This window comes from Desulfosarcina alkanivorans, from assembly GCF_009688945.1.
GTDB classification, from domain to species: Bacteria; Desulfobacterota; Desulfobacteria; order Desulfobacterales; family Desulfosarcinaceae; genus Desulfosarcina; species Desulfosarcina alkanivorans.
Map to the genome: position 1 here is coordinate 4821030 of NZ_AP021874.1, position 19820 is coordinate 4840849.

Below are 19820 nucleotides of genomic sequence, written 5' to 3' on the forward strand. Positions count from 1 at the left end.
GGGAAAGGGGAAGCAACGAATGGGAAGCCCAACGCCACCGAAAGCGATCATCACCGCCGCCGTAACCGGCGCCATCCACACCCCGACCATGTCTCCGTATTTACCACTCACGCCGGAGCAATTGATCGATGACATCATGAGCGTTTACGACGCCGGGGGCGCCGTGGCACACCTGCACGTTCGCGACCCGGAAACCGGTCAGCCTAAAGCGGATCAGGAAATATTCCGGGAAGTGGCCGCCGAAGTCAAACGCCGCTGCGACATCGTCCTGTGCACCACCACCGGCGGCAGCCTCGGCGACACGGTGGAAAACCGGGCCAAGGTGGTTTCCAGCCTGGAGCCGGAACTGGCCTCCCTGAATGCCGGCTCCCTGAATTTTGCCCTGTTTCACGTGGTTCCCAAATATGAAGGCCTTTGGAAACACGAATGGGAAAAACAATATCTGGCCGGCACCGATGATTTCATTTTCCCCAACACGTTCTACACCATAGGCGAATTCACCGAACTGATGAGCCGGTACGGGACCAAGCCGGAATTCGAGATATACGACGTGGGCATGATCAACAACCTTGCCTACCTGATCAACTCCGGACAGATTCAGACGCCCGTTTATCTGCAATTCGTGCTGGGCATCCTGGGCGGCATTCCGGCCACCGTGGAAAATCTGGTCTACCTGGTCCAGACCGCCCGTCAGCAGATCGGCGATTTTGAATGGTCGGTGTGTGCAGCCGGCCGGGCCCAGTTTGCCATGACCACCCATGCCCTGCTCATGGGCGGCCATGCCCGTGTGGGGCTGGAGGACAACCTCTATCTTGAAAAGGGGGTCCTGGCCAAGAGCAGCGGCGAGCAGGTGGCCAAACTCAAACGCATTGCCGGCGAACTGGGTGTGGAGACCGCCACGCCAGCAGAGGCCCGCCGGATATTGGGGCTGAAAGGACTGGACAAGGTCAATTTCTAGTCCCCGGCCAGAAACGGCATCTGCAATCCAACCTTTCTGGACGACCACTTTATCGAAAAGGAGGCAGCATGAACGATCCCAAAATGCTCTGGCAGCCCTCGGCCGCCTTTGTCGAGAATTCCAACATGGTGCGCTTCATGAACGAGGTCAACCGGCGCCATGATCTCTCCCTGTCCAGCTACCGGGAACTCTGGCAGTGGTCCGTCGACCACATCGCCGATTTCTGGGGGCTGTTCTGGGAATTTGCCGGCATCATCGCCAGCCGGCCCTATGACCAGGTGGTGGACGACCCCGGAAAAATGCCCGGGGCCCGCTGGTTTGCCGGTGCCGAGCTGAACTTTGCCGAGAATCTGCTGCGCCACAGGGACGACCGGACCGCCCTGATTTTCCAGGGAGAAGGTCAGCCGCAGCAGTCCTGTACCTACAAGCAGCTTTACGAGGACGTCAGCCGCATGGCCCAGGCCCTCAAGGCCGCCGGGGTGACCCGGGGCGACCGGGTGGCCGGGTTCATGCCCAACATGCCCCAGGCCATCATCGCCATGCTGGCTGCGGTGAGCCTGGGGGCCATATGGTCCTCCTCCTCACCCGATTTCGGCATCAAGGGGGTGCTGGACCGCTTCGGCCAGATCGAACCCAAAGTGCTCTTCACCGCAGACGGCTATTTCTACAACGGAAAAACGTTTGACAGCCTCGAAAAGGTGGGGGGCATCCTGCAGCAGCTGCCCATGGTGGAAAAAGTGGTCGTGGTGGGCTATACCGCCGCCGAACCGGATCTGGCCAAGGTGCCCAACGCGGTCTCCTGGGACTCCTTCGTGGCCCCCTATTCTCCGGCCGAAATCGACTTTGTTCAGGTGCCGGCCGAGCACCCGCTTTATGTCATGTACAGTTCCGGGACCACGGGCAAGCCCAAGTGCATGGTCCAGAGCCATGCCGGCATTCTCACCAACCAGCTCAAGGAGCATCTGCTGCACTGCGACCTGCGCCGCGAGGACGTGCTGTTCTACTTCACCACCTGCGGCTGGATGATGTGGAACTGGCTGGTCTGCGGGCTGGGCGTGGGCGCCACACTGGTGCTCTACGACGGTTCCCCCTTCCACCCCGGTCCGGACGTCCTGTGGAAGCTGGCCGAAAGGGTGGGCATGACCATATTCGGCACCAGCGCCAAGTACATTTCGGCCCTGGACGAGGCGGGCTACCACCCCGGCAGCGACTGCAACCTGCAGCGGCTGCGCATGGTCTGCTCCACCGGATCCCCCCTGGCCGTTTCGAGCTTCGCGTATGCCTACCGGGAGATCAAGGCCGACATGCAGCTGGCCTCCATCAGCGGCGGCACCGACCTCAACGGCTGCTTTGCCCTGGGCAACCCCATGCTGCCCGTCCACGCCGGCGAACTGCAGGGCCCCGGGCTGGGGCTCAAGGTGCACGCCTTCAACGACGCCGGCCAGCCGGTCACCGACGAGACCGGGGAACTGGTATGCGCGGCGGCTTTTCCCAGCATGCCCGTCTATTTCTGGAACGATCCGGACGGCCAGCGCTACCACAAGGCGTATTTTACCAAATATCCGGGGGTGTGGACCCACGGCGACTTCATCAGTATCAGCGGCAAGACCGGCGGCATCACCATTTACGGGCGCAGCGACGCCACCCTCAACCCGGGCGGGGTGCGCATCGGCACCGCCGATATCTATACCGCCCTGGAATCGCTGGAAGCGGTGACGGACAGCGTGGTGGTCGGCCAGAAGTGGAACGACGACGTGCGGGTGGTGCTGTTCGTCACCCTGGCCAAGGGCATCGATCTGGACGACGCCCTGGTCAAACAGATCAAGACCACCATCCGCACCGCCTGCAGCCCGCGCCATGTGCCGGCCAAGGTGATCCAGGTGCAGGAGATTCCCTACACCATCAACATGAAAAAAGTCGAACTGGCCGTGCGCAACGTCATTCACGGCCAGCCGGTGACCAATCGCGACGCCCTGGCCAATCCCCATTGCCTGGAGGAGTACGACGGCCTGGACGAATTGAACCGATAGCCCTGCCCGCAGGGCCTGGATGGATCATCGGCCCGGGCGACCCCCCGGGCCCCGGTTTCCATTCGGTGCCGGAACTCGTGCGGCGCCGTCCAATGTCAATCTAAAGGAGGAGCACATGTTAAGTGGTATCGGAACGTTTTTTGCTGAGCGGTTTAGACGATGGTTGCCGGATTCCTTCATTTTTGCCCTGATCCTCACGCTCATCGCGGCGGTCTGGGCCTTGTTCGCCGTGGATGCAGGGCCGGTGAAAATCGCCGAGGCCTGGTACAAAGGCTTCTGGATCCTGTTGAAATTCGCCATGCAGATGGTGCTGATCCTGGTCACCGGCTACGCGATTGCCATCAGCCCCGTTGCCAGCCGGTTCATCGACTGGCTGGCCGGCCGGATCAACCGGCCGCTGTGGGTATACGCCAGCGTGGTTTTTGTCGGCCAAATTTTTACACTGATCTCGTGGGGGTGGATCGTACTCGTGGCCGTACTGGCACGGGAATTGTCCATGCGGGTCAAAGGCGTCGATTATCGGCTGGCTGCAGCCGCGGTGTATGCCTCCTTTCTGCCCTGGCACGGCGGCCTGTCCGGCTCCATCCCGCTGGTGCTCAATACCCCAGAGAATTTTCTGATCAAGGCCGGGGTGCTTTCCGGAATCATCCCCACGACGCTGACCCTGGGCAGCCCGATGAACATTGTGATCAGCCTGGGGCTGCTCTTCACGCTGCCCCTGCTGTTCATGCTGATGCGCCCGCAAAAGGAAAACGTGCAGACCTTCGATGATCTGCGAGCGGGTGATGCGCCCGTCAAACCGCTGAGTGTCGAAGAGGAGGCCAACAGCCTGTGCCTGTCGCAGAAATGCATCAGCGATACACTCAATTCCTCATGGATTATCAGCGTGTTGATCATTCTCATGGGCCTGTACATTATCGTCTCCCACTTCTGGGCCAAGGGATTTGACATCAACCTCAACATCATGAACTTTCTGTTCATCATCCTGGGCATGATGGCCCACAAGACGCCTATCCGCTACGTCGTGGCCATGAAGCGGGCCTGCTCCAATGTGTCCGGCATTATCATGCAGTTTCCCTTTTACGCCGGCATCATGGGCATCATGATCTACACGGGCCTGGGCAAACAGGTGGCCACCTCCCTGGCGGCCTCCACCTCACCGGGAAGCTTTCCCCTGGTGGCTTTTCTCACCGGCGGCCTGCTCAACATCTTCGTGCCCTCTGGCGGGGGTGAATGGGCCGTCGTGGGCCAGCCCATCGTCGAAGCGGCCAAGACCGTTGCCGCCAGCGCCGGCATGACCGTCGAGGCCACCCAGGCCTTCATCGCCAAATCTTCCATGGCCGTGGGCTACGGCGACAGCTGGACGAACATGATCCAGCCGTTCTGGACCCTGGCCTTCTTCCCCATCGTGGCCGCCGGCAGCAGCCTGCAGGCCCGTGACATCATGGGGTACACCTTCGTGGCCTTGCTGTGGTCCTTTGTTATCTTCGCGCTGGGGGTCACCTTCCTGCCCATGTAGCGTCGATCGATCTGACCGGGGGGGGCGTCTATGCCCCCTCGTTCTTCTCGAGCGTCCAACCGACGGCCCCCCGCTGGCATCCATGCAATTCAACAACGGGCAGGATCCTGCAGGCGGACGCATGCGTATCGGTTTCATTACCTTCCGCTTCCCCATTCCATAACGGCGCAGTCATCCTCAATGGCACAGCGCGCTCGGATGCCGATCCGCTTGCCTTACGGGCCGGTCATGCGTCGACGATCATCGAACCACCAGCCAGGTTCCCAGCAGCATCAGTCCCATGCCGGACAGGCGCGTCAGGTCGATGGGCCGCAGGTCGGCGCCCAGTATGCCGAAATGATCGAGGATGGCGCCGGTGATAAACTGGGCGGCGACGATGACGGTCATGGCGGTCACCAATCCCAGTCGTGCCGTGCCGTATCCGATGGCGCCGACGATCACCAGCCCCAGTACCCCGGCGGACAGTGCATACCAGGGCACCATCGGCCAGGCCGCCAGGTTCCCGCCCCGGTTGATCAGCATGGCCAGTCCGACCAGCAGTCCCCCGCTGCCATAGGTGATGAACATGCTTTCCAGCGTGCCGATCTGTTTGTCCATCAGGCCCATGAACTGGGCCTGGATCGCCACGGCGATGCCGCCGATGGCAGCGACGATGATCAGTGGATTGGATGCGCCCAATTCGGGATTCCTTTCTTCTGGGGGTCAGTGATGGCATTATGTGGGGGGCCGGCTGCAGGGGAATGAAAAACTGTCGCCTACAACCGCCGAAGCGGCGTGAAGAGATATTCCAGCCCGTTGACTTTGATTTCATAGACCATGCGAAGCATGTCGCCCAACTGCCCGGACGGAAAGCCCTTGTTGGACAGCCATATGACGTAGGCCTCCGGCAGGTCGATCAGCCGGCGGTCCCTGTACCTGCCGAAAGGCATGCGCATGCCGGCCAGCTTGAGCAGCACATCCGGATCCGGTTGACATTCCGTGTCATTCCCCATGGGGCTCCTTTCCTCAACGGGTAAACGAATTGAAGTGATTATCCGCACCACTGAAAAATGGCAAGCCCCATGTTCCCTTTTCCCATGCACGATTCGAGTGCATGCCGGCCTGGTCCTCCGATTGACCGGTTTCAGGCCAGTGTTTTCCCGATGGCCTGTCATGCTGAGTTTGAAAACCCGGATCGAGGCCTTATGTTTTCCCAACGTGCGTTCAACCTTATCCTGTCATCCGGTGTCCGGTTCTGATTGAATGCCAAATGTTCGATTTGCCTGCTGAGAGGAACGACAACCATGGCCCTGCTTGAAGCGCGCCACATCACCAAAACCTACACCGTGGACCACCGCACCATCACCGTACTGGAGGATGTGTCCCTGGCGGTGGACCCGGGGGAGTTCATTGTCATCGCCGGCAGCAGCGGCAGCGGCAAAACCACCCTGCTGACCCTGCTGTCCGGGCTGGACCATCCCACGTCGGGCCAGGTATGCATCGATGGCCGGGACATCACCGACGCCACCGAAGAGCAGCTGGCGCCGCTGCGCAACCGCACCATCGGCTTCGTGTTCCAGTCTTTCCACCTGGTGCCGTCCATGACCGCCAGGGAGAACATCATGTTTCCGGCCGAGTTGACCGGGGATACCGAAGCCCGTGTGCGTGCCGGGCAGCTGCTGTCCCGGGTGGGTCTGTCGGCGCGGGCGGACAACCTGCCCAGCCAGCTGTCCGGGGGGGAAAAGCAGCGCATCGCTCTGTGCCGAGCCCTGATCAACCGGCCCAAGCTGCTTTTTGCCGACGAGCCCACCGGCAACCTGGATTCGGAGAATGGCGCGACCGTTCTGGCCCAGCTGATCGATCTGAAAAACGAACACGGGGCCACCCTGGTGCTGGTCACCCACAATCCGGAGATCGCCGGTGCCGCCGACCGTGTGCTGACCCTCAAAGACGGACACCTGACAGGATAGCCGCCCATGCGTCACATGCCAACCATCCTCCGCCAGGTGCGGCGCTCCTCCCGACAGGCCGGACTGTTCGTGCTCTGCGTGGCCCTTTCCCTGAGCACCCTGACCGCTTTTTCCGGGTTTTCCAGGAGTGTGGGCCGGGCCCTGTTGAATGACGCGCGCAGCCTGCATGCCGCCGACATCGTTATCCGCTCCTACGATCCCATCTCGGCGGCCCTCTCCCGGGCCATCGACCGCCTGGCGGACCAGGGGCGGGTTGAGCGGGTCGACGTTCACGAATTTTACACGGTGGTGCGGGCGGCCGACGAATCGGCGTCCGTGCTGTCCAGCCTGAAAGTGGTCCAGCCGGGCTACCCCTTCTACGGCCGGGTGACCCTGAAATCGGATCGGCCGTTCGGCCAGGTTCTGGCACCGGGCACGTGCATCGTTGAACAGACCCTTCTGGATCGAACCGTGCTCCGGGTGGGGGGGCGGTTAAAAGTGGGCTACGCCGTGCTGACGATTGCCGACGTGGTGGTTGCCGAACCGGACCGGCCCCTGGACCTGTTCGCCTTCGGCCCGCGGGTATTCCTTCACAGTGCCGACCTGGACGCCCTGGGGCTGATGGCCACCGGCAGCCGCATCCAGCGCGTGGTGCTGCTCAAGGTTCCTGACCCGGTTCAGGTGGAATCCATTGCCGCACGCCTGAAACAGGCCGCACCCGAGGGCGGGGAGCGCATCGACACCTACCTGACGGCCCGGTCGGCCGTGAAGCGTTTTCTGGACAGTCTGCTCTTCTTCCTCAAACTGGTGGGGCTGTTCATCCTGATCGTGTCCGGGCTGGGTATCCAAAGCACCCTCATGGCCCTGTTCAATGAAAAACAGCCCACCATCGCCGTGATGAAAACCGTCGGCGCCGGCAGCCGGTTCATCACCGTCCATTTCATGCTCATGGTGTTTGTGCTGGGCGCCGCGGGTACCGCTGCCGGTATCCTGGCCGGTGCGGCCGTCCAGGCGGGTCTGGCCTGGATGATGGCCCCGCTGCTGCCCGGGCGCCTGGGCCTGTCCATATCCTGGGGCGGGGTGGCGGAGGCCCTCATGCTGGGGTTTGCCGTCGTCGTCCTGTTTTCGTTTCTGCCCCTGTACCGGCTCCGGCAGATGCGCCCCGTGGCCATTTTCAACCGCCGGCCGTCCGCCGGGATCAGGCGCTGGCCCTATTACCTGTCCGGCGTCCTGATCCTGCTCTTTTTTCTGGCCCTGGTGCTGTGGCATATGCGCGACATCCGTTTCGGCTTGTATTTCGCGGGCGCCGTGGCCGCCATGATCCTGGTGGCGGCCCTTCTGGCCCAGGTCCTGCTGGGGGCCGTCAAACGCCTGCCGGTACGCCACCTGGCGCTGCGACAGGCCATCAAGGGACTGTTTCGACAGGGCAACGCCTCCCGGGCCATCATGATCACCCTGACCGTCTCCCTGACCGTGATTTTCGGCGATTATCTTATCGAACGAAACCTGACCGCCACCTTTGTGCAGTCTTTTCCCGCCGACGCCCCCAACGCCTTTTTCGTGGACATTCAACCCGGCCAGACCGGCGCGTTTGCCGCCGCCATCGGAGGCCCGGTGACGTTTTACCCCATCGTGCGGGCGCGCATCACGGCGGTGAACGACCAGGCGATCGACCGGCGCCGGGAGGGCAAAAAGCGCCGTGACAACCTGTCACGGGTGTTCAACCTGACCTACCGGGAAACCTTGCTGGACGATGAGACCCTGGTCGACGGCGACGCGCTTTTTCGAAGCGACTGGACCGGGCCCCAGGTGTCGGTCATGGACACCGTGGTGGCCATGCGCGAGATGAAAATCGGTGACCGCATCCGCTTCAAGATACAGGGCGTTCCCCTGACGGCACGCATTTCCAGCATCCGTACGCGCGACAACCGGTCCCTGAGCCCGTTTTTCTATTTTGTGTTTCCGGAGGCGGTGCTGGCCCAGGCCCCGCAGACCCTGTTTGCCGCCCTGAGGGTGGATGCCGGCGGGCTGGGACCGCTGCAGACCCGAATCGTCGCCCGGTTTCCCAACATCAGCGTCATCGACATGTCCCAGACCATCACTGTTTTTGCCCGGCTGATGGCCAGGTTGTCACGGATCGTCCGCGTTTTCAGCTCGTTCAGCATCCTGGCCGGCATCCTGATCCTGGTCAGCGCCGTGTTCGCCACCCGCGCCGAACGGGTGATGGAGGCGGTCTACTACAAAATTCTGGGTGCCGGCAGGCGCTTCGTCCTTACCGTATTTGCGCTGGAAAACCTGATGCTCGGCATGCTCAGCAGCCTGCTGGCCCTGGCCATGGCACAGGCGGGCGCGTACTGGGTCTGTGCGTTTAAATTCGACATCGGCTACCGGCCTTTTCCAATGGTGTCGCTGGCCATGATCGGGCTCACCGTTCTGCTGACCGTCACCGTGGGCCTGGTCGCTTCGCGGTCGATCATGACCCAAAAACCGGTTTCTTACCTCAGGAATCAGCAAAATGAATAAAAACGGATCACAAAAAGGTCTTTTGGCCCAATCTCTGTGTTGGGTATGCGTTTTAAATCCTCGACATACTGCAGTATGCCTGCGGCTTGAAACACATCCCCGCCTTGACCTTGGACCAAAATCCTCTTTTTGAGACAGTTTTTTATCTGAAGGAGGATGATGATAAAAAACGGAATAACGGTTCTGGCATCACATCTACAACGTTGGCCAAGAGTGAGTGCAGGGGTTGCCCTGCTGGTGATCGGCCTGATTTTGTCCGGCTGCAGCCAGGAGCAGGCGGTTGAGGAAGCTGCCGTGGCGTCCCAACCGCCCGAAGCGACTTATGCCGGCACCATCGTGGCCATGGGGGACAGCCTGACCGCCGGACTGGGTGTGGACGAAGAGCTGGCTTATCCGGCCCAGCTGGCCCGCCGGCTGCAGGCAGACGGTTACAACTACCGGGTGATCAATGCCGGGGTCAGCGGTGAAACCAGCAGCGGGGCCGTGTCGCGGATTCAATGGGTGACCGCCAGCCTGTCCCCGGACATCGTCATCCTGGAAACCGGGGCCAACGACGGGCTTCGGGGACTGGATCCCGGCCTGCTGGAAGCCAACCTGGACCGGCTTGTGGGTCTGTTGCGGGCCGAGGACATCCAGGTGATCCTGGCCGGCATGCTTATGCTGCCCAACCTCGGCCCCGGCTACACCCGGGCATTCGCCGAGATTTACCCGCGGGTTGCCGCCAGACACGGGGTGCTTTTCGTCCCTTTTTTTCTCGAGGGGGTGGCGGGAGAGGCCAGGCTCAACCAGGACGACCGGCTGCACCCCACGGCCGAAGGCTATGCCCGCATCGTGGAGACGGTCTACCCCGTTGTCGTCACGGCCATCCAACGGCACGGGGCCCGGTAATCCCCTTTGGTCAGGACCCTTTTCGGATGGTGGCAATCGTGAATTCAAATATGCACCGATATGTGATAGAAAACCAACCGTTCATGGATTGAACGGTCGTTTCTCATCCAAAGGAGATCCAGCAACCGTGTCGTGGCATATGATCCGATCTTTTGGCGCGTCCGACTACCCGGCGGTCATGCGGTACCGGGATCCGGACACGGGGCAGTTCCGGTTCCGATCCTCGACCAGCCGACGGTTAACGCGGGAGATGCGCCGGAAAGACCGCTGGTATGTCGCCGGATGGAAGCTTCATCTGTCCATCTATCCGGCCGACTATGCCAGGGCCCTGCCGGCCCTCAGGCTGTTTGAAGACCGCGTGGCGCCGACCGGCCTGGTTTATAAATATGCGGCCTCCAAACGAATCTATGAAAGCTTCGTCGGCGAGGTGAGGGGTAAATTCGCCACGATATACTGCAGGGCGCCGTCGGAGATCCCAACGGCCATCTATCTGCTGAACCAGCTGTTCACCCAGGAGGGCATCACGCCCGTCGATCGGCGCACCATCGATTCCCTGGACGGACTGAAGGTCGAACTGCCCCTGCTCGGCGGGTACGGCTTCGTCCGCTACGGGGCCTTTTGCTACACCAACGGGATCCTGGACCCCACCGATGCCAGCCGGGAACCCATGCAGGACAGCCGGCAATGCCCGTTTCCCCGATTCAGGGACCCGATCCGGCTGGCGGAGGACATTGCCGTGTTCAGGGATCTTCTCCAGCCCGGTTTCCCGCCGGCGGGGCCAGAGGCGGGGGCGGGGTGAACCCATGGCCCGCCTGTCGCTAGTCCGGCAGGACATCGGCCGCCGGCCCCTGGAGCGGCACATCCTGCGGCGACGCATCCTTTAAGGCAACCCCGGACACCCCCCGTCGATCCGCTTCCGTCACCAGATAAATCAGCCTGGCCGCGGCCTGTTCACAGGAAAGCCCCCGGCCATGGATGTTCGAGATACAATTGCGATCGGCATCGGTGCATCCCGAATGGGGGGCATAGGTGACGTAAATACCCATGCTGTCCGGGCTGCTCAGGCCGGGACGTTCACCGATCAGGATCACCGCCAGGCGGCAGCCCATGGCTTCGGCCACCGGGTCGGCCACGGCCACACGGCCCTGTCGCACCAGCGCGACGGGTGAGCAGGTATAGCCCCGTCGCGCCGACAGGGGCATGAAGGCCTTCAAAAAAGGGACCGCGTGCCGCTGGATGGCGATGGACGAGAGGCCGTCGGCAACCACCAGGGCGATGTCGGCGGCGGTTCCCGCAACCGCTGCCTGGAGCAGCGCCCTGCTCCGGGGGGCCAGCTGCCGCCCCCGATCCGGGTACTGCAGATACTCGCTGCGGCTGCCCGCCAGGGTGTCCAGGCGCAAGGTCGCCACACCCGTTTCCTGCAGGCGCGCTTCCAGGGCATCCATGTCCAGCGGCCGCCGGACGGCATCCTTGGCCCGGGCATGGGCCAGCTGAAAATCGAGATGGGCCCGGGTGGGCAGGCTGCTGCCGGCCCGACCCAGGGCGATGCGCGCACCCGTAAAGCTGCGCAGCCGGGTCCACGAATCCCGCTGCAGGCCATCGGTGGGTTGATCCATGGGGCTACTCCTGGTGTGTTTTCAGTTGACGCATCTCCAGCAGGGGGGCGCGCGCCGGCGGGGGCAGCAGCCGGTTGTCGCCTGAGAAGATGCCGTTTTCGATCAGCCAGGCTTCGAACTCCGGTGCGGGCCGCATCCCGAGAACCCTGCGGATATACAGGGCATCGTGGAAAGAGGTCGCCTGGTAGTTGAGCATCACGTCATCCGACCCGGGAACGCCCATGATAAAGGTGCCCCCGGCAACGGCAAACTGGGTCAGCAGCATATCCATGTCATCCTGGTCCGCCTCGGCATGGTTGGTGTAGCAGACGTCGCAGCCCATGGGCAGGCCCAGCAGCTTTCCGCAGAAGTGATCTTCCAGGCCGGCGCGGATGATCTGCTTGCCGTTGTAGAGGTATTCCGGCCCGATGAAGCCCACCACCGTGTTGACCAAAAGGGGCGAGAATTTGCGGGCCACCGCGTAGGCCCGCGCCTCACAGGTCTGCTGGTCCACCCCGTGGTGCCCCCCCGAAGAAAGGGCGCTGCCCTGGCCGGTTTCAAAGTACATGACGTTCTGGCCCAGCGATCCCCGCTGGAGCGACAAGCCGGCCTCATAGCCTTCCTGCAGCAAGGCCAGGGAGACGCCGAATCCCTCGTTGGCCTTCTGGGTGCCGGCGATGGATTGAAACACCAGGTCCACCGGCGCACCCTGTTCGATGGCCTTGATGGTGGTGGTGATATGGGCCAGGACACACGACTGGGTGGGGATGGCGTATTTTCTGATGATCCGGTCGAGCATGGAGATGAGCTTGACGGCAGCGGACACATTGTCCGAGACCGGGTTGATGCCGATGACGGCATCGCCGTTGCCGTAGAGCAGGCCGTCCACGATGCTGGCCGCGACGCCGGACGGGCAATCGGTGGGATGGTTGGGCTGCAGCCGGGTGGACAGGCGACCGGCCAGGCCGATTGTATTCCTGAAGCGGGTGGCCACCCGGCATTTGGCCGCCACCAGTATCAGATCCTGGATGCGCATGATTTTGGAGACCGCCGCCGCCATTTCGGGCGTGATCCCCATTTTCAATGCCGCCAGCGCTTCGGCGTCGGCCGCATCGGACAGGAGCCAGTCGCGAAACCCGCCCACGCTCAGGTGCCGGATGGGTGCAAACGCCCGGCGGTCGAACCCGTCGACAATCAGACGGGTCACTTCGTCGACCTCGTAGGGAATCAGCAGTTCTTCCAGAAAACGATCCAGGGGAACATCGGCCAGCACCATCTGGGCCGCCACCCGTTCCAGGTCGTCGTCCGCGGCGATGCCGGCCAGGCGGTCCCCGGATCGTTCGGGGGAGGCCTTGCCCATCACGGCTTTCAGATCGCTGAAGTTGAAGTGGCGCCCGTCAATACGAATCGCATACGTCATTGGGTCCCCTGAGCCGTTGTCTGTCGATTGTCAAAAGACGGTTTGCCCGGTCTTCGTGGAGAGAAAAAGGAGACGTCAACCGCAGGCGAACGGCCCTGGACCAAATCGGCCAGGATCTCGCCCAGCACCGGTGCGAATTTAAAGCCATGACCGGCCAGTGCAACGGCAAAGACATTGTCGTTACCGGGAATGGCCCCCATCAAAAAGTGGTGGTCCGGGGTCAGTGTGTACATGCATGTATCGGATGTGATCGGCTGCCCGGACAGCGGCGGGAGGAACCGGGCCAGTGTCCTCCGGATGGCCGCCACCTCCCCGGCGGATGCCGGCGGGGCCGGGTGGTGCGGGTCGCCGTCGGCCAGGCCGTTGTGGAACGCCGCCTTGACCCGTCCGCCTGGCCCGATGGCCGGCAGGGCGTAAAACTCGCGATGAGGGGCATGGGGGTCGTCGGTCCCCTCCGTGGGGACCTGCCAGAAATTGACGGGAAAGGTTCCCAATGCATAGCCGGCCGCATCCGGTGGTTCAATCCAGTGGACAGGCACCCGTTTGGGCGACAGCATGGCGCCGGTGTCGCCCAGCAGCCGGCCGCTTCTGGCGCCGGCGGCGATCAGGACCCGCCCGGCGGAATAACTGCCCAGCGACGTGTGCACCTTGATGGCCTCGCCCTCGATCGTCCACCCGGCTACCCGTTCATCCGTGTGCAGTGTGGCCCCCGAGGCTTCGGCCATGCGCAGAAATACGCGGATGCATGTTTCCGGAAAAACGATCCCGGCCTCTTTTTCCAGGCCGCCGGCAAGGTCGTCGGAGGGCGCCAACGGGGGCCACCGCTTGCGGATTTGAGCGGCGGAGAGGCATTCATGGGGGATGCCGCCCGTTCGGGCGCTGGCCAGGAATCCGGTCAGCGCCGGTCCGTCCGGCGGTCCGATGGTCAGGTTGCCCGTGGTGACCAGCAGACGTTCCCCGGAATCGGTTTCCAAGCGCCGCCACAGGTCCCACGCCCGACGCGCCATGGGAAGGTACACGGAGCCTTCCAGATAGGCACGCCTCACGCTTCGGGATCGACCATGATGGCTTCCCATGGTATGCGGGGGACGGAACATATCCACCCCCAGAACCGACACCCCTCTTCGGGCCAGTGTCATGCAGGCGGCCGAACCGGCGGTGCCCAGACCGACGACGATAACGTCATAGCTACGCATTCCATCCGCCTTTCGGTTTGCCCGGCGGGTTCACTCCCCCGCCGTGACCATTTCGGGGCCAATCAGTACGCGCGCCCGGCATTGTCGGGCGATTCCCTTGAGCATCTTGCGGAACACCCATTGGTGGGCCGGGTACAGGCCGTACCAGTAACCCATGCCGAAAAGGCCCCTGGACAGGAAAAGAGACTGCAGCACCAGCTCCGTGTGGTCTGAGCGGGAGGTCAGCTGAAACACCATCAGTGCCCCGCCGGGGGCTTTCATTTTGGATTCGAGCACCAGGCGGCGCGGTGGCGTCACTTCCGCCACCCGCCAGAAATGAAAGGTTTCATCGGGACGCAGCCGGTCGCCGGGTTTCCTTTTCTTTTTCAGCCCGGGCCCGCCGATGAAGGCGTCCAGCGCCCCCCGTGCCATCCACAGCCAGCGGTTGCCGTAATACCCTTTTTTCCCGCCGATGGCCTCGACGACCTGCCAGACGGCTTCGATCTCCGCGGTCAGTGCGATCCGAAAGCCCATCGTCAGCGTGGTTCCCCCGGCGTAGTCCGCATCACCGCAGGCTTCCCATTCCGGGGGGGGAAGGGTGTCGGGGGGCAGGTCGCAGGCATCCTGCCCGGCCTGCGGTTCCCGGTTCAGGGCGATTCGCATTGTTTCCCTGCAGTCCTGCAGATCAACTGGAGCGACAGCTTGAATCCGTTTGTCGCGGCAGACCACGGGAATGCTCAACCCTTCTGCCAGTGGCCTGGCGATGACCGAGGGCACCGGCGTGACCAGGTGGATCCACAGGGAACTCAATCTGGGGGTCAGCACCGGCACGGGGAAGATGATGCGCGGCATCAGCCCGGCCGCTTCGGTGTAGACGTGGATGAGCTGGCGATATGTGAGCACTTCCGGCCCACCGATGTCGAAGGTCCCGCCGGTGGTTTCGGGCACTTCCAGGCACCGTTTGAGGTATTCCAGGACGTTGCTGATCGAGATGGGCTGGCACGGCGTGTTGACCCACCGGGGGGTGACCATGACCGGCAACCGGTCGGCCAGGTAGCGGAGCATTTCAAAGGAAGCGCTTCCGGATCCCAGGATCATGGCAGCCCGCAGGCAGGTAACCGGCACCGCACCGTCCCTGAAGATCTCCTCCACTTCATGACGGGAGCGCAGGTGCCTGCTCAGGTCCGGGTGATCCGTGTCGCCCAGTCCGCCCAGATAAATGATCCGGCGGACACCCCGGGCCGATGCGACCGCCGCCATGTTCAATGCTGCCGTGCGGTCCGCATCGGCGAACCCGCCCTTGCCGGCAATCATGGAATGGATCAGGTAGAAGACGACGCCGCAGCCGGTTACCGCCTCGGTCACCGCCCCCAGGTCCAGGGCATCCATGGCCACGGTCTCCACATTGGGGTGCCCGCTCCAGGGCCGTTTTTCCAGGCGCCGCGGATCCCGCGCACAGGCCCTGACCCGGTAACCAGCAGCCAGCAGCAGCGGAACCAGCCGGCCGCCCACATACCCGGTCGCACCGGTGACCAGGACGGGTTGGGAAGATTCGGCCATCGCCTGGGAGTTCGCATCCGGTTTCATTGTTTCTCCTGGAGGGGGGCCCTTGCAGAGGCGGCCGCCGTGATGGCGGTTGCGGACGTCTCGTTGCTCCGGCTGGGAACGCGCCGGAGGCGGCGGCTCCGGTCAGACCGCCACATTTTTCCTGCCGCCGTAGTACTTCATGAACTGCACCCGTTCGTATACGGACGGGTCCGTGCTTTTCGCCTGGCTCATTTTGCCTTTGAAGCTGTTAATTCCCATGAACCGGTTTTCCGTCATCCAGCGCTCCAGACCGCCCAGCATCTCCTCCAGGTAGGCCAGGCCGTTTTTGTACAGGCACGACGCCACCTGGACGGCGCTTGCTCCGGCCAGCAGCTGCTTGATCACCGCCGCCCCATCGTGGATCCCGGTGGAGGCCACCAGGTCGCAGTCGACCTTTTCCGCCATGATGGCGATCCATCGCAGGGACATGGCCAGGTCCGACGGGGTGCTGAAAACGAAACCGTTGGTGACCTCAAGCCGGTCGATATCGATGTCCGGGCTGAAATAGCGGTTGAACAGCACCAGGCCGCCGATGCCGGTCCGGGACAGGCGCTGGATCATCGGCCCGAGGTCGGTAAAATAATGGCTGATTTTCAACGCGGTGGGAATCGAAAGGTTTTTGGTCACTTCTTCGGTGACTTTAAAGTAGATGCTTTCCTTGTCGGCCCGGGTTTTCGTGAAATCCGTGGGGGGAAAGAACATGTTCAGTTCCAGTGCATCGGCACCGGCGGCCTCCAGATGCCTGGCATAGGACATCCATTCAACCGAGCCGAGAAAGCAGTTGATGCTGGCCATCACCGGGATGGAAACCGCTTTCTTGCTTGCTTCGATCAGGGATACGTATTTTTTGAGGTTTTCTTCCCGGATGACGTAGTCGTAGTACTCGATGGGGCTTCGGCGCCCGTCGTAATCGAAATACGGGGTCTCGCCGGCAACGGATTTGGCCGTTTTCATGAACTCGGCGTAGGCCAGGGCCACCTCCTCTTCGAAAATGGACTTGAGGACCACCGCACCGGCGCCGTGATGCTCGGCCTGTATGACCTTTTCGACCGAACCGGTCAATCCTGAACTGCCCACGATAATCGGATTTTTCAACTCGAGACCCAAATAGTGTGTGGATAGATCCATTTTCCCTCCTCAACCACGCTTCGTGTTGAACAGCCATCAGTCATGCAGCCCTGACGTGGCGGCGGCATGGGTATCGTAAAACCGAAAAGGGCAGGCGCCTGCTGTGAGGGCCTGCCCTTTGCCAATCGACCAACCAGTTATGATGAACATGAACGGTTTTCGTGTCCATACATGCCACCTAGTTTCTCATCACTGCCGGTTGCAGTAGGATCTGCCGTTTTTGTCAAAACAGCAGTTGTTGATGAAGTATTGCATCAAGGCCATCGTCTGTTCCAATCCGGTCATGGTGCATCCTCCTTTTATCTGATCCGAAGCGTCGCGCATCGGTTATTTTATGGCTGCAGTATACAATACTCGAAGAAAAATGCAATGTGAGCCGGTTGACTGCATGGTGGTAGGTTGAAGCTACAATGGCCGGGGGGGCGCCCGACGGCCCGCGGGATCATTTCGCCAGCGTCGCACGGATCGCTTTGGCAAGCGATTCGAGTTCATAGGGCTTTTTCAGGTAGGTTGCAAAGCCGATCCGCTGGGCCTCCCGGATGCGTGCGGTCTCGGCGTAGCCGCTGGCAATCACGGCCCTCTGGCCGGGGGTTGATTCGAGAATGCGCTGGTAGGTTTCCAGCCCATCGATACCCGGATCCATGATCATGTCCAGAAGCAGCAGTTCCACCGGCCGCCGGGCGACATGGTCAACCGCCGCTTCACCGCTGCTGACGGCCTCGGCCCGATAGCCGAGCTTGGTGAGCATCGCCGAGGCAAGATCACGCTGTTCCGCCACATCGTCCACGACCAGTACCGTCTCCCCTTTCCCCCGATGATTTCCGAGGCACCATCGGGCCGGTGCTTTTGCGGGCCTTTCGCACGTGGCCGGGAAATAGAGGGTGAAGGTGCTGCCGGCCCCCTCGCGGCTGCCCGAGTCGATGAATCCGTTGTGGTCCTTTACCGTTCCCCATACCACGGCCATCCCCAGACCCGTACCGCTGTTTCCCATGATTTTTTTGGTGTAGAACGGCTCGAAAATCCGCTCCATGTCGTCTTGGGAGATGCCGATGCCATTGTCCTTTATGGTCAGGGCGATGTGGGCCCCTGTCCTGGCAGCATCATCGTCGTCCGGAGGGCGGTCCACAAGGCGGCTTTCTGTCTGGATGCGGATGACCCCGCCCTCGGGCATGGCCTCTGCGGCATTGCTGACCAGGTTCATGACGGTCTTGAACAGATGGACCGGCGAGCCTTTTACATACATCGGGGTGGCCGCCAGACGGGTCTTTACCGATACCGCCGGATGGAACTGGATCAATTTTTCAAACTCGGGGCTGTTCAGGTAATCGGTCACGATTCGGTTGAGATCGAGTACCTTGAAGTCGGCGACACCGCGCCGGGCCAGGGTCAACAGGTCCTGGACGATGGCCGCCGCCTTCCGGCCCGATTGCCGGATGGTCAGCATCGGGTTGCGCAGCGGGCTGTCCGACGGCAGATCCTGGAGCAGCAGGTCAGGGTAGCCGACCACCCCCGAAAGAATGTTGTTGAGGTCGTGGGCGACGCCACCGGCCAGGGTGCCCAATGCTTCCATTTTTTTGGCGCGCTGCAGGCGCTCCTGAAGGCTGGACTTCTCCATTTCGGCGGTTTTCCGGTCGTCGAGTTCCTGTTGAAGCCGGCGGTTGGCCAGGGCCAGCGCGTCGGTGCGTTTTTTTACCAGATCCTCCAGGCGGTCCCGGTAGGCCTTGACCTCGGCCTCGGCGCGTTTTCTTTCCCTGATCTCCAGTTCATGGGCGACATTGGTGGCCTCCAGGCGTCGATGGGCGGAGGCCGAGCGCCTCGCCAGGATCATGGCCTGGGAAAAGACAAACAGGAGCATGCCATAGGGGATATAATGGCCGGTGTGAATCACTTCGTTGGCATACAGGACATCGTTGACCACGGCGGCAATGACCAGCACCAGGTTGAGCAGCATCGGCAATGCGCCGGAACGCCCCCGCAGGGTCGCCACCAGCAGCACCCAGGAACAATAGGCCAGCATCAGGACGATCAGGGGGCTGATCAAGGGGAACATGCCGGTAAACACCATCGGGGGGGCCAGCAGGGTCATCAATGCCAGGATCACCGCGACTGCCAGGCCTCCCCGGCAGATCCTGAAATTGCACTCACTGGGGAAACAGGCATGGACAAAGGCTACGGCAAGCGGGCCGCCGAGATAGACACACAGCCATTCCAGCCGGACGGTTATCCGCCATTCCAGGTCGGGGAACAGGACGAGCAGGAAGACCTCGCCGGTCAGCGATGCACGCATGCTGAAGAAGAAGCAGCAAAGGGCGAAATAGAGGTTGAAGCGGTCCGATCGTCGAAAGGCGAACATGGCCAGGTGGTAAATACCCATGATGAGCAGGCAGCCGAACACCATGACGTCCTTGACCAGCGCCCGATGCATGATTCCGGGTGCCTGGGAGGCGGCGACCAGCCGAATGGGGTCACGCATGCCCCCTTTGGCGTGCATGAAATTGGAGATCTGGAGGGTCAGGTCGACCGCCCCGTCAGTCTGTGTGTCGATGAAGACGACCCTGGAGCGGTACCCCGGCACCATGTGGTCGGCGCTGGTGCCCACCCGGCCCACGGCCACCGCCGGCTGGTCGTCGACCCACAGCCGGTAGGCGGTAAAGGCATAGGGGATGATCAGGGCCTGGCGCCCCTGCCGGGGGTCGATACGCAGGCGCAGCCGGAAGGTGGCAACGCCGACCCCGTCCAGTTGACGGCCGTCCACGGAAATACCGTTCCACACCGCCGGCATATTGAACCAGCCGGTCTTTTCAGGCGCGGCACCGGAACGGAAATCAACGGGTGAGAGCAGCGCCCCCCAGTAGAATTCCCATTGGCCGGCCAGCCGAAGGGGGCCGTCCCGGGCCGTCTGCCACCGGTCAAGGTCGAGCACGCCGCCAACGGCTGCCGGTGGAACGGGGCGCTGTTCCGCAGCGACGGGAAACGGACGTGCCAGCAGGCATGCACCGATAACGAAAGCAATGGGTAGAATCGATTTTTTCATAGGCGTTGGCAAAGGGTACCGACGCGGTGGCGCCG

The 19820-nt window shown here is 62.3% G+C and carries 15 protein-coding genes; 7 read left to right on the plus strand and 8 right to left on the minus strand.

Translation table 11 applies throughout. The features are described from left to right. Positions 1-19: 19 nt before the first annotated feature. The 3 genes from DSCA_RS21145 to DSCA_RS21155 all read left to right on the plus strand — a co-directional run bounded on the left by DSCA_RS21145 (position 20) and on the right by DSCA_RS21155 (position 4507). Entirely contained in the window at positions 20-958 is a 939-nt protein-coding gene (locus DSCA_RS21145; protein ID WP_155318323.1) for a BKACE family enzyme, read from the plus strand. Between the two features lie 68 nt (positions 959-1026). Further along, positions 1027-2988, plus strand: a complete 1962-nt coding sequence (locus DSCA_RS21150; protein ID WP_155318324.1) for an acetoacetate--CoA ligase — start codon at positions 1027-1029, stop codon at positions 2986-2988. Positions 2989-3103: 115 nt separating this feature from the next. Continuing rightward, positions 3104-4507, plus strand: coding sequence for a short-chain fatty acid transporter (locus DSCA_RS21155; protein ID WP_167527892.1), 1404 nt, complete (start codon positions 3104-3106; stop codon positions 4505-4507). Between the two features lie 240 nt (positions 4508-4747). Here the strand turns inward: DSCA_RS21155 and DSCA_RS21160 are convergent, their stop codons facing one another. Both DSCA_RS21160 and DSCA_RS21165 read right to left on the minus strand, forming a co-directional pair. Then, complete coding sequence (locus DSCA_RS21160) at positions 4748-5185, minus strand: DMT family transporter (RefSeq protein ID WP_155318326.1); 438 nt, start codon at positions 5183-5185, stop codon at positions 4748-4750. A gap of 77 nt (positions 5186-5262) precedes the next feature. Beyond that, positions 5263-5499 (minus strand): DUF3820 family protein, encoded by a 237-nt coding sequence (locus tag DSCA_RS21165; RefSeq protein WP_155318327.1) that lies wholly within the window; start codon positions 5497-5499, stop codon positions 5263-5265. Positions 5500-5790: 291 nt separating this feature from the next. Between DSCA_RS21165 and DSCA_RS21170 the strand changes: the two genes are divergently transcribed. The 4 genes from DSCA_RS21170 (at position 5791) to DSCA_RS21185 (ending at position 10645) form a co-directional block, all read left to right on the plus strand. Then, positions 5791-6456, plus strand: coding sequence for an ABC transporter ATP-binding protein (locus tag DSCA_RS21170; RefSeq protein ID WP_155318328.1), 666 nt, complete (start codon positions 5791-5793; stop codon positions 6454-6456). A gap of 6 nt (positions 6457-6462) precedes the next feature. After that, the gene (locus tag DSCA_RS21175; protein ID WP_155318329.1) at positions 6463-8958 is read left to right on the plus strand and encodes an ABC transporter permease; all 2496 of its coding nucleotides are present in this window, start codon (positions 6463-6465) and stop codon (positions 8956-8958) included. Between the two features lie 213 nt (positions 8959-9171). Continuing rightward, entirely contained in the window at positions 9172-9846 is a 675-nt protein-coding gene (locus tag DSCA_RS21180; protein ID WP_231716235.1) for an arylesterase, read from the plus strand. 127 nt (positions 9847-9973) lie between these two features. Beyond that, positions 9974-10645 (plus strand): hypothetical protein, encoded by a 672-nt coding sequence (locus tag DSCA_RS21185; protein WP_155318330.1) that lies wholly within the window; start codon positions 9974-9976, stop codon positions 10643-10645. A gap of 19 nt (positions 10646-10664) precedes the next feature. Here the strand turns inward: DSCA_RS21185 and eutC are convergent, their stop codons facing one another. The 6 genes from eutC to DSCA_RS21215 form a co-directional block, all read right to left on the minus strand. Further along, positions 10665-11462 carry an ethanolamine ammonia-lyase subunit EutC gene (gene eutC, locus DSCA_RS21190; protein WP_155318331.1) on the minus strand — a complete coding sequence of 266 codons (798 nt, stop codon included), beginning with the start codon at positions 11460-11462 and terminating at the stop codon, positions 10665-10667. A gap of 4 nt (positions 11463-11466) precedes the next feature. After that, positions 11467-12861 (minus strand): ethanolamine ammonia-lyase subunit EutB, encoded by a 1395-nt coding sequence (locus tag DSCA_RS21195; RefSeq protein ID WP_155318332.1) that lies wholly within the window; start codon positions 12859-12861, stop codon positions 11467-11469. Beyond that, entirely contained in the window at positions 12858-14057 is a 1200-nt protein-coding gene (solA, locus tag DSCA_RS21200; RefSeq protein WP_155318333.1) for an N-methyl-L-tryptophan oxidase, read from the minus strand. Before solA ends, DSCA_RS21195 begins: the two co-directional genes overlap by 4 nt. A 30-nt stretch (positions 14058-14087) precedes the next feature. Further along, entirely contained in the window at positions 14088-15623 is a 1536-nt protein-coding gene (locus tag DSCA_RS21205; RefSeq protein WP_197904643.1) for an SDR family oxidoreductase, read from the minus strand. 102 nt (positions 15624-15725) lie between these two features. Further along, positions 15726-16751: a dihydroorotate dehydrogenase-like protein gene (locus tag DSCA_RS21210; RefSeq protein WP_155318334.1), complete on the minus strand. Its 1026-nt coding sequence runs from the start codon at positions 16749-16751 to the stop codon at positions 15726-15728. Between the two features lie 442 nt (positions 16752-17193). Next, a complete protein-coding gene (locus DSCA_RS21215; protein ID WP_155318335.1) occupies positions 17194-19785 on the minus strand; it encodes a 7TM diverse intracellular signaling domain-containing protein in 2592 nt (863 codons plus the stop codon). Positions 19786-19820 lie beyond the last annotated feature (35 nt).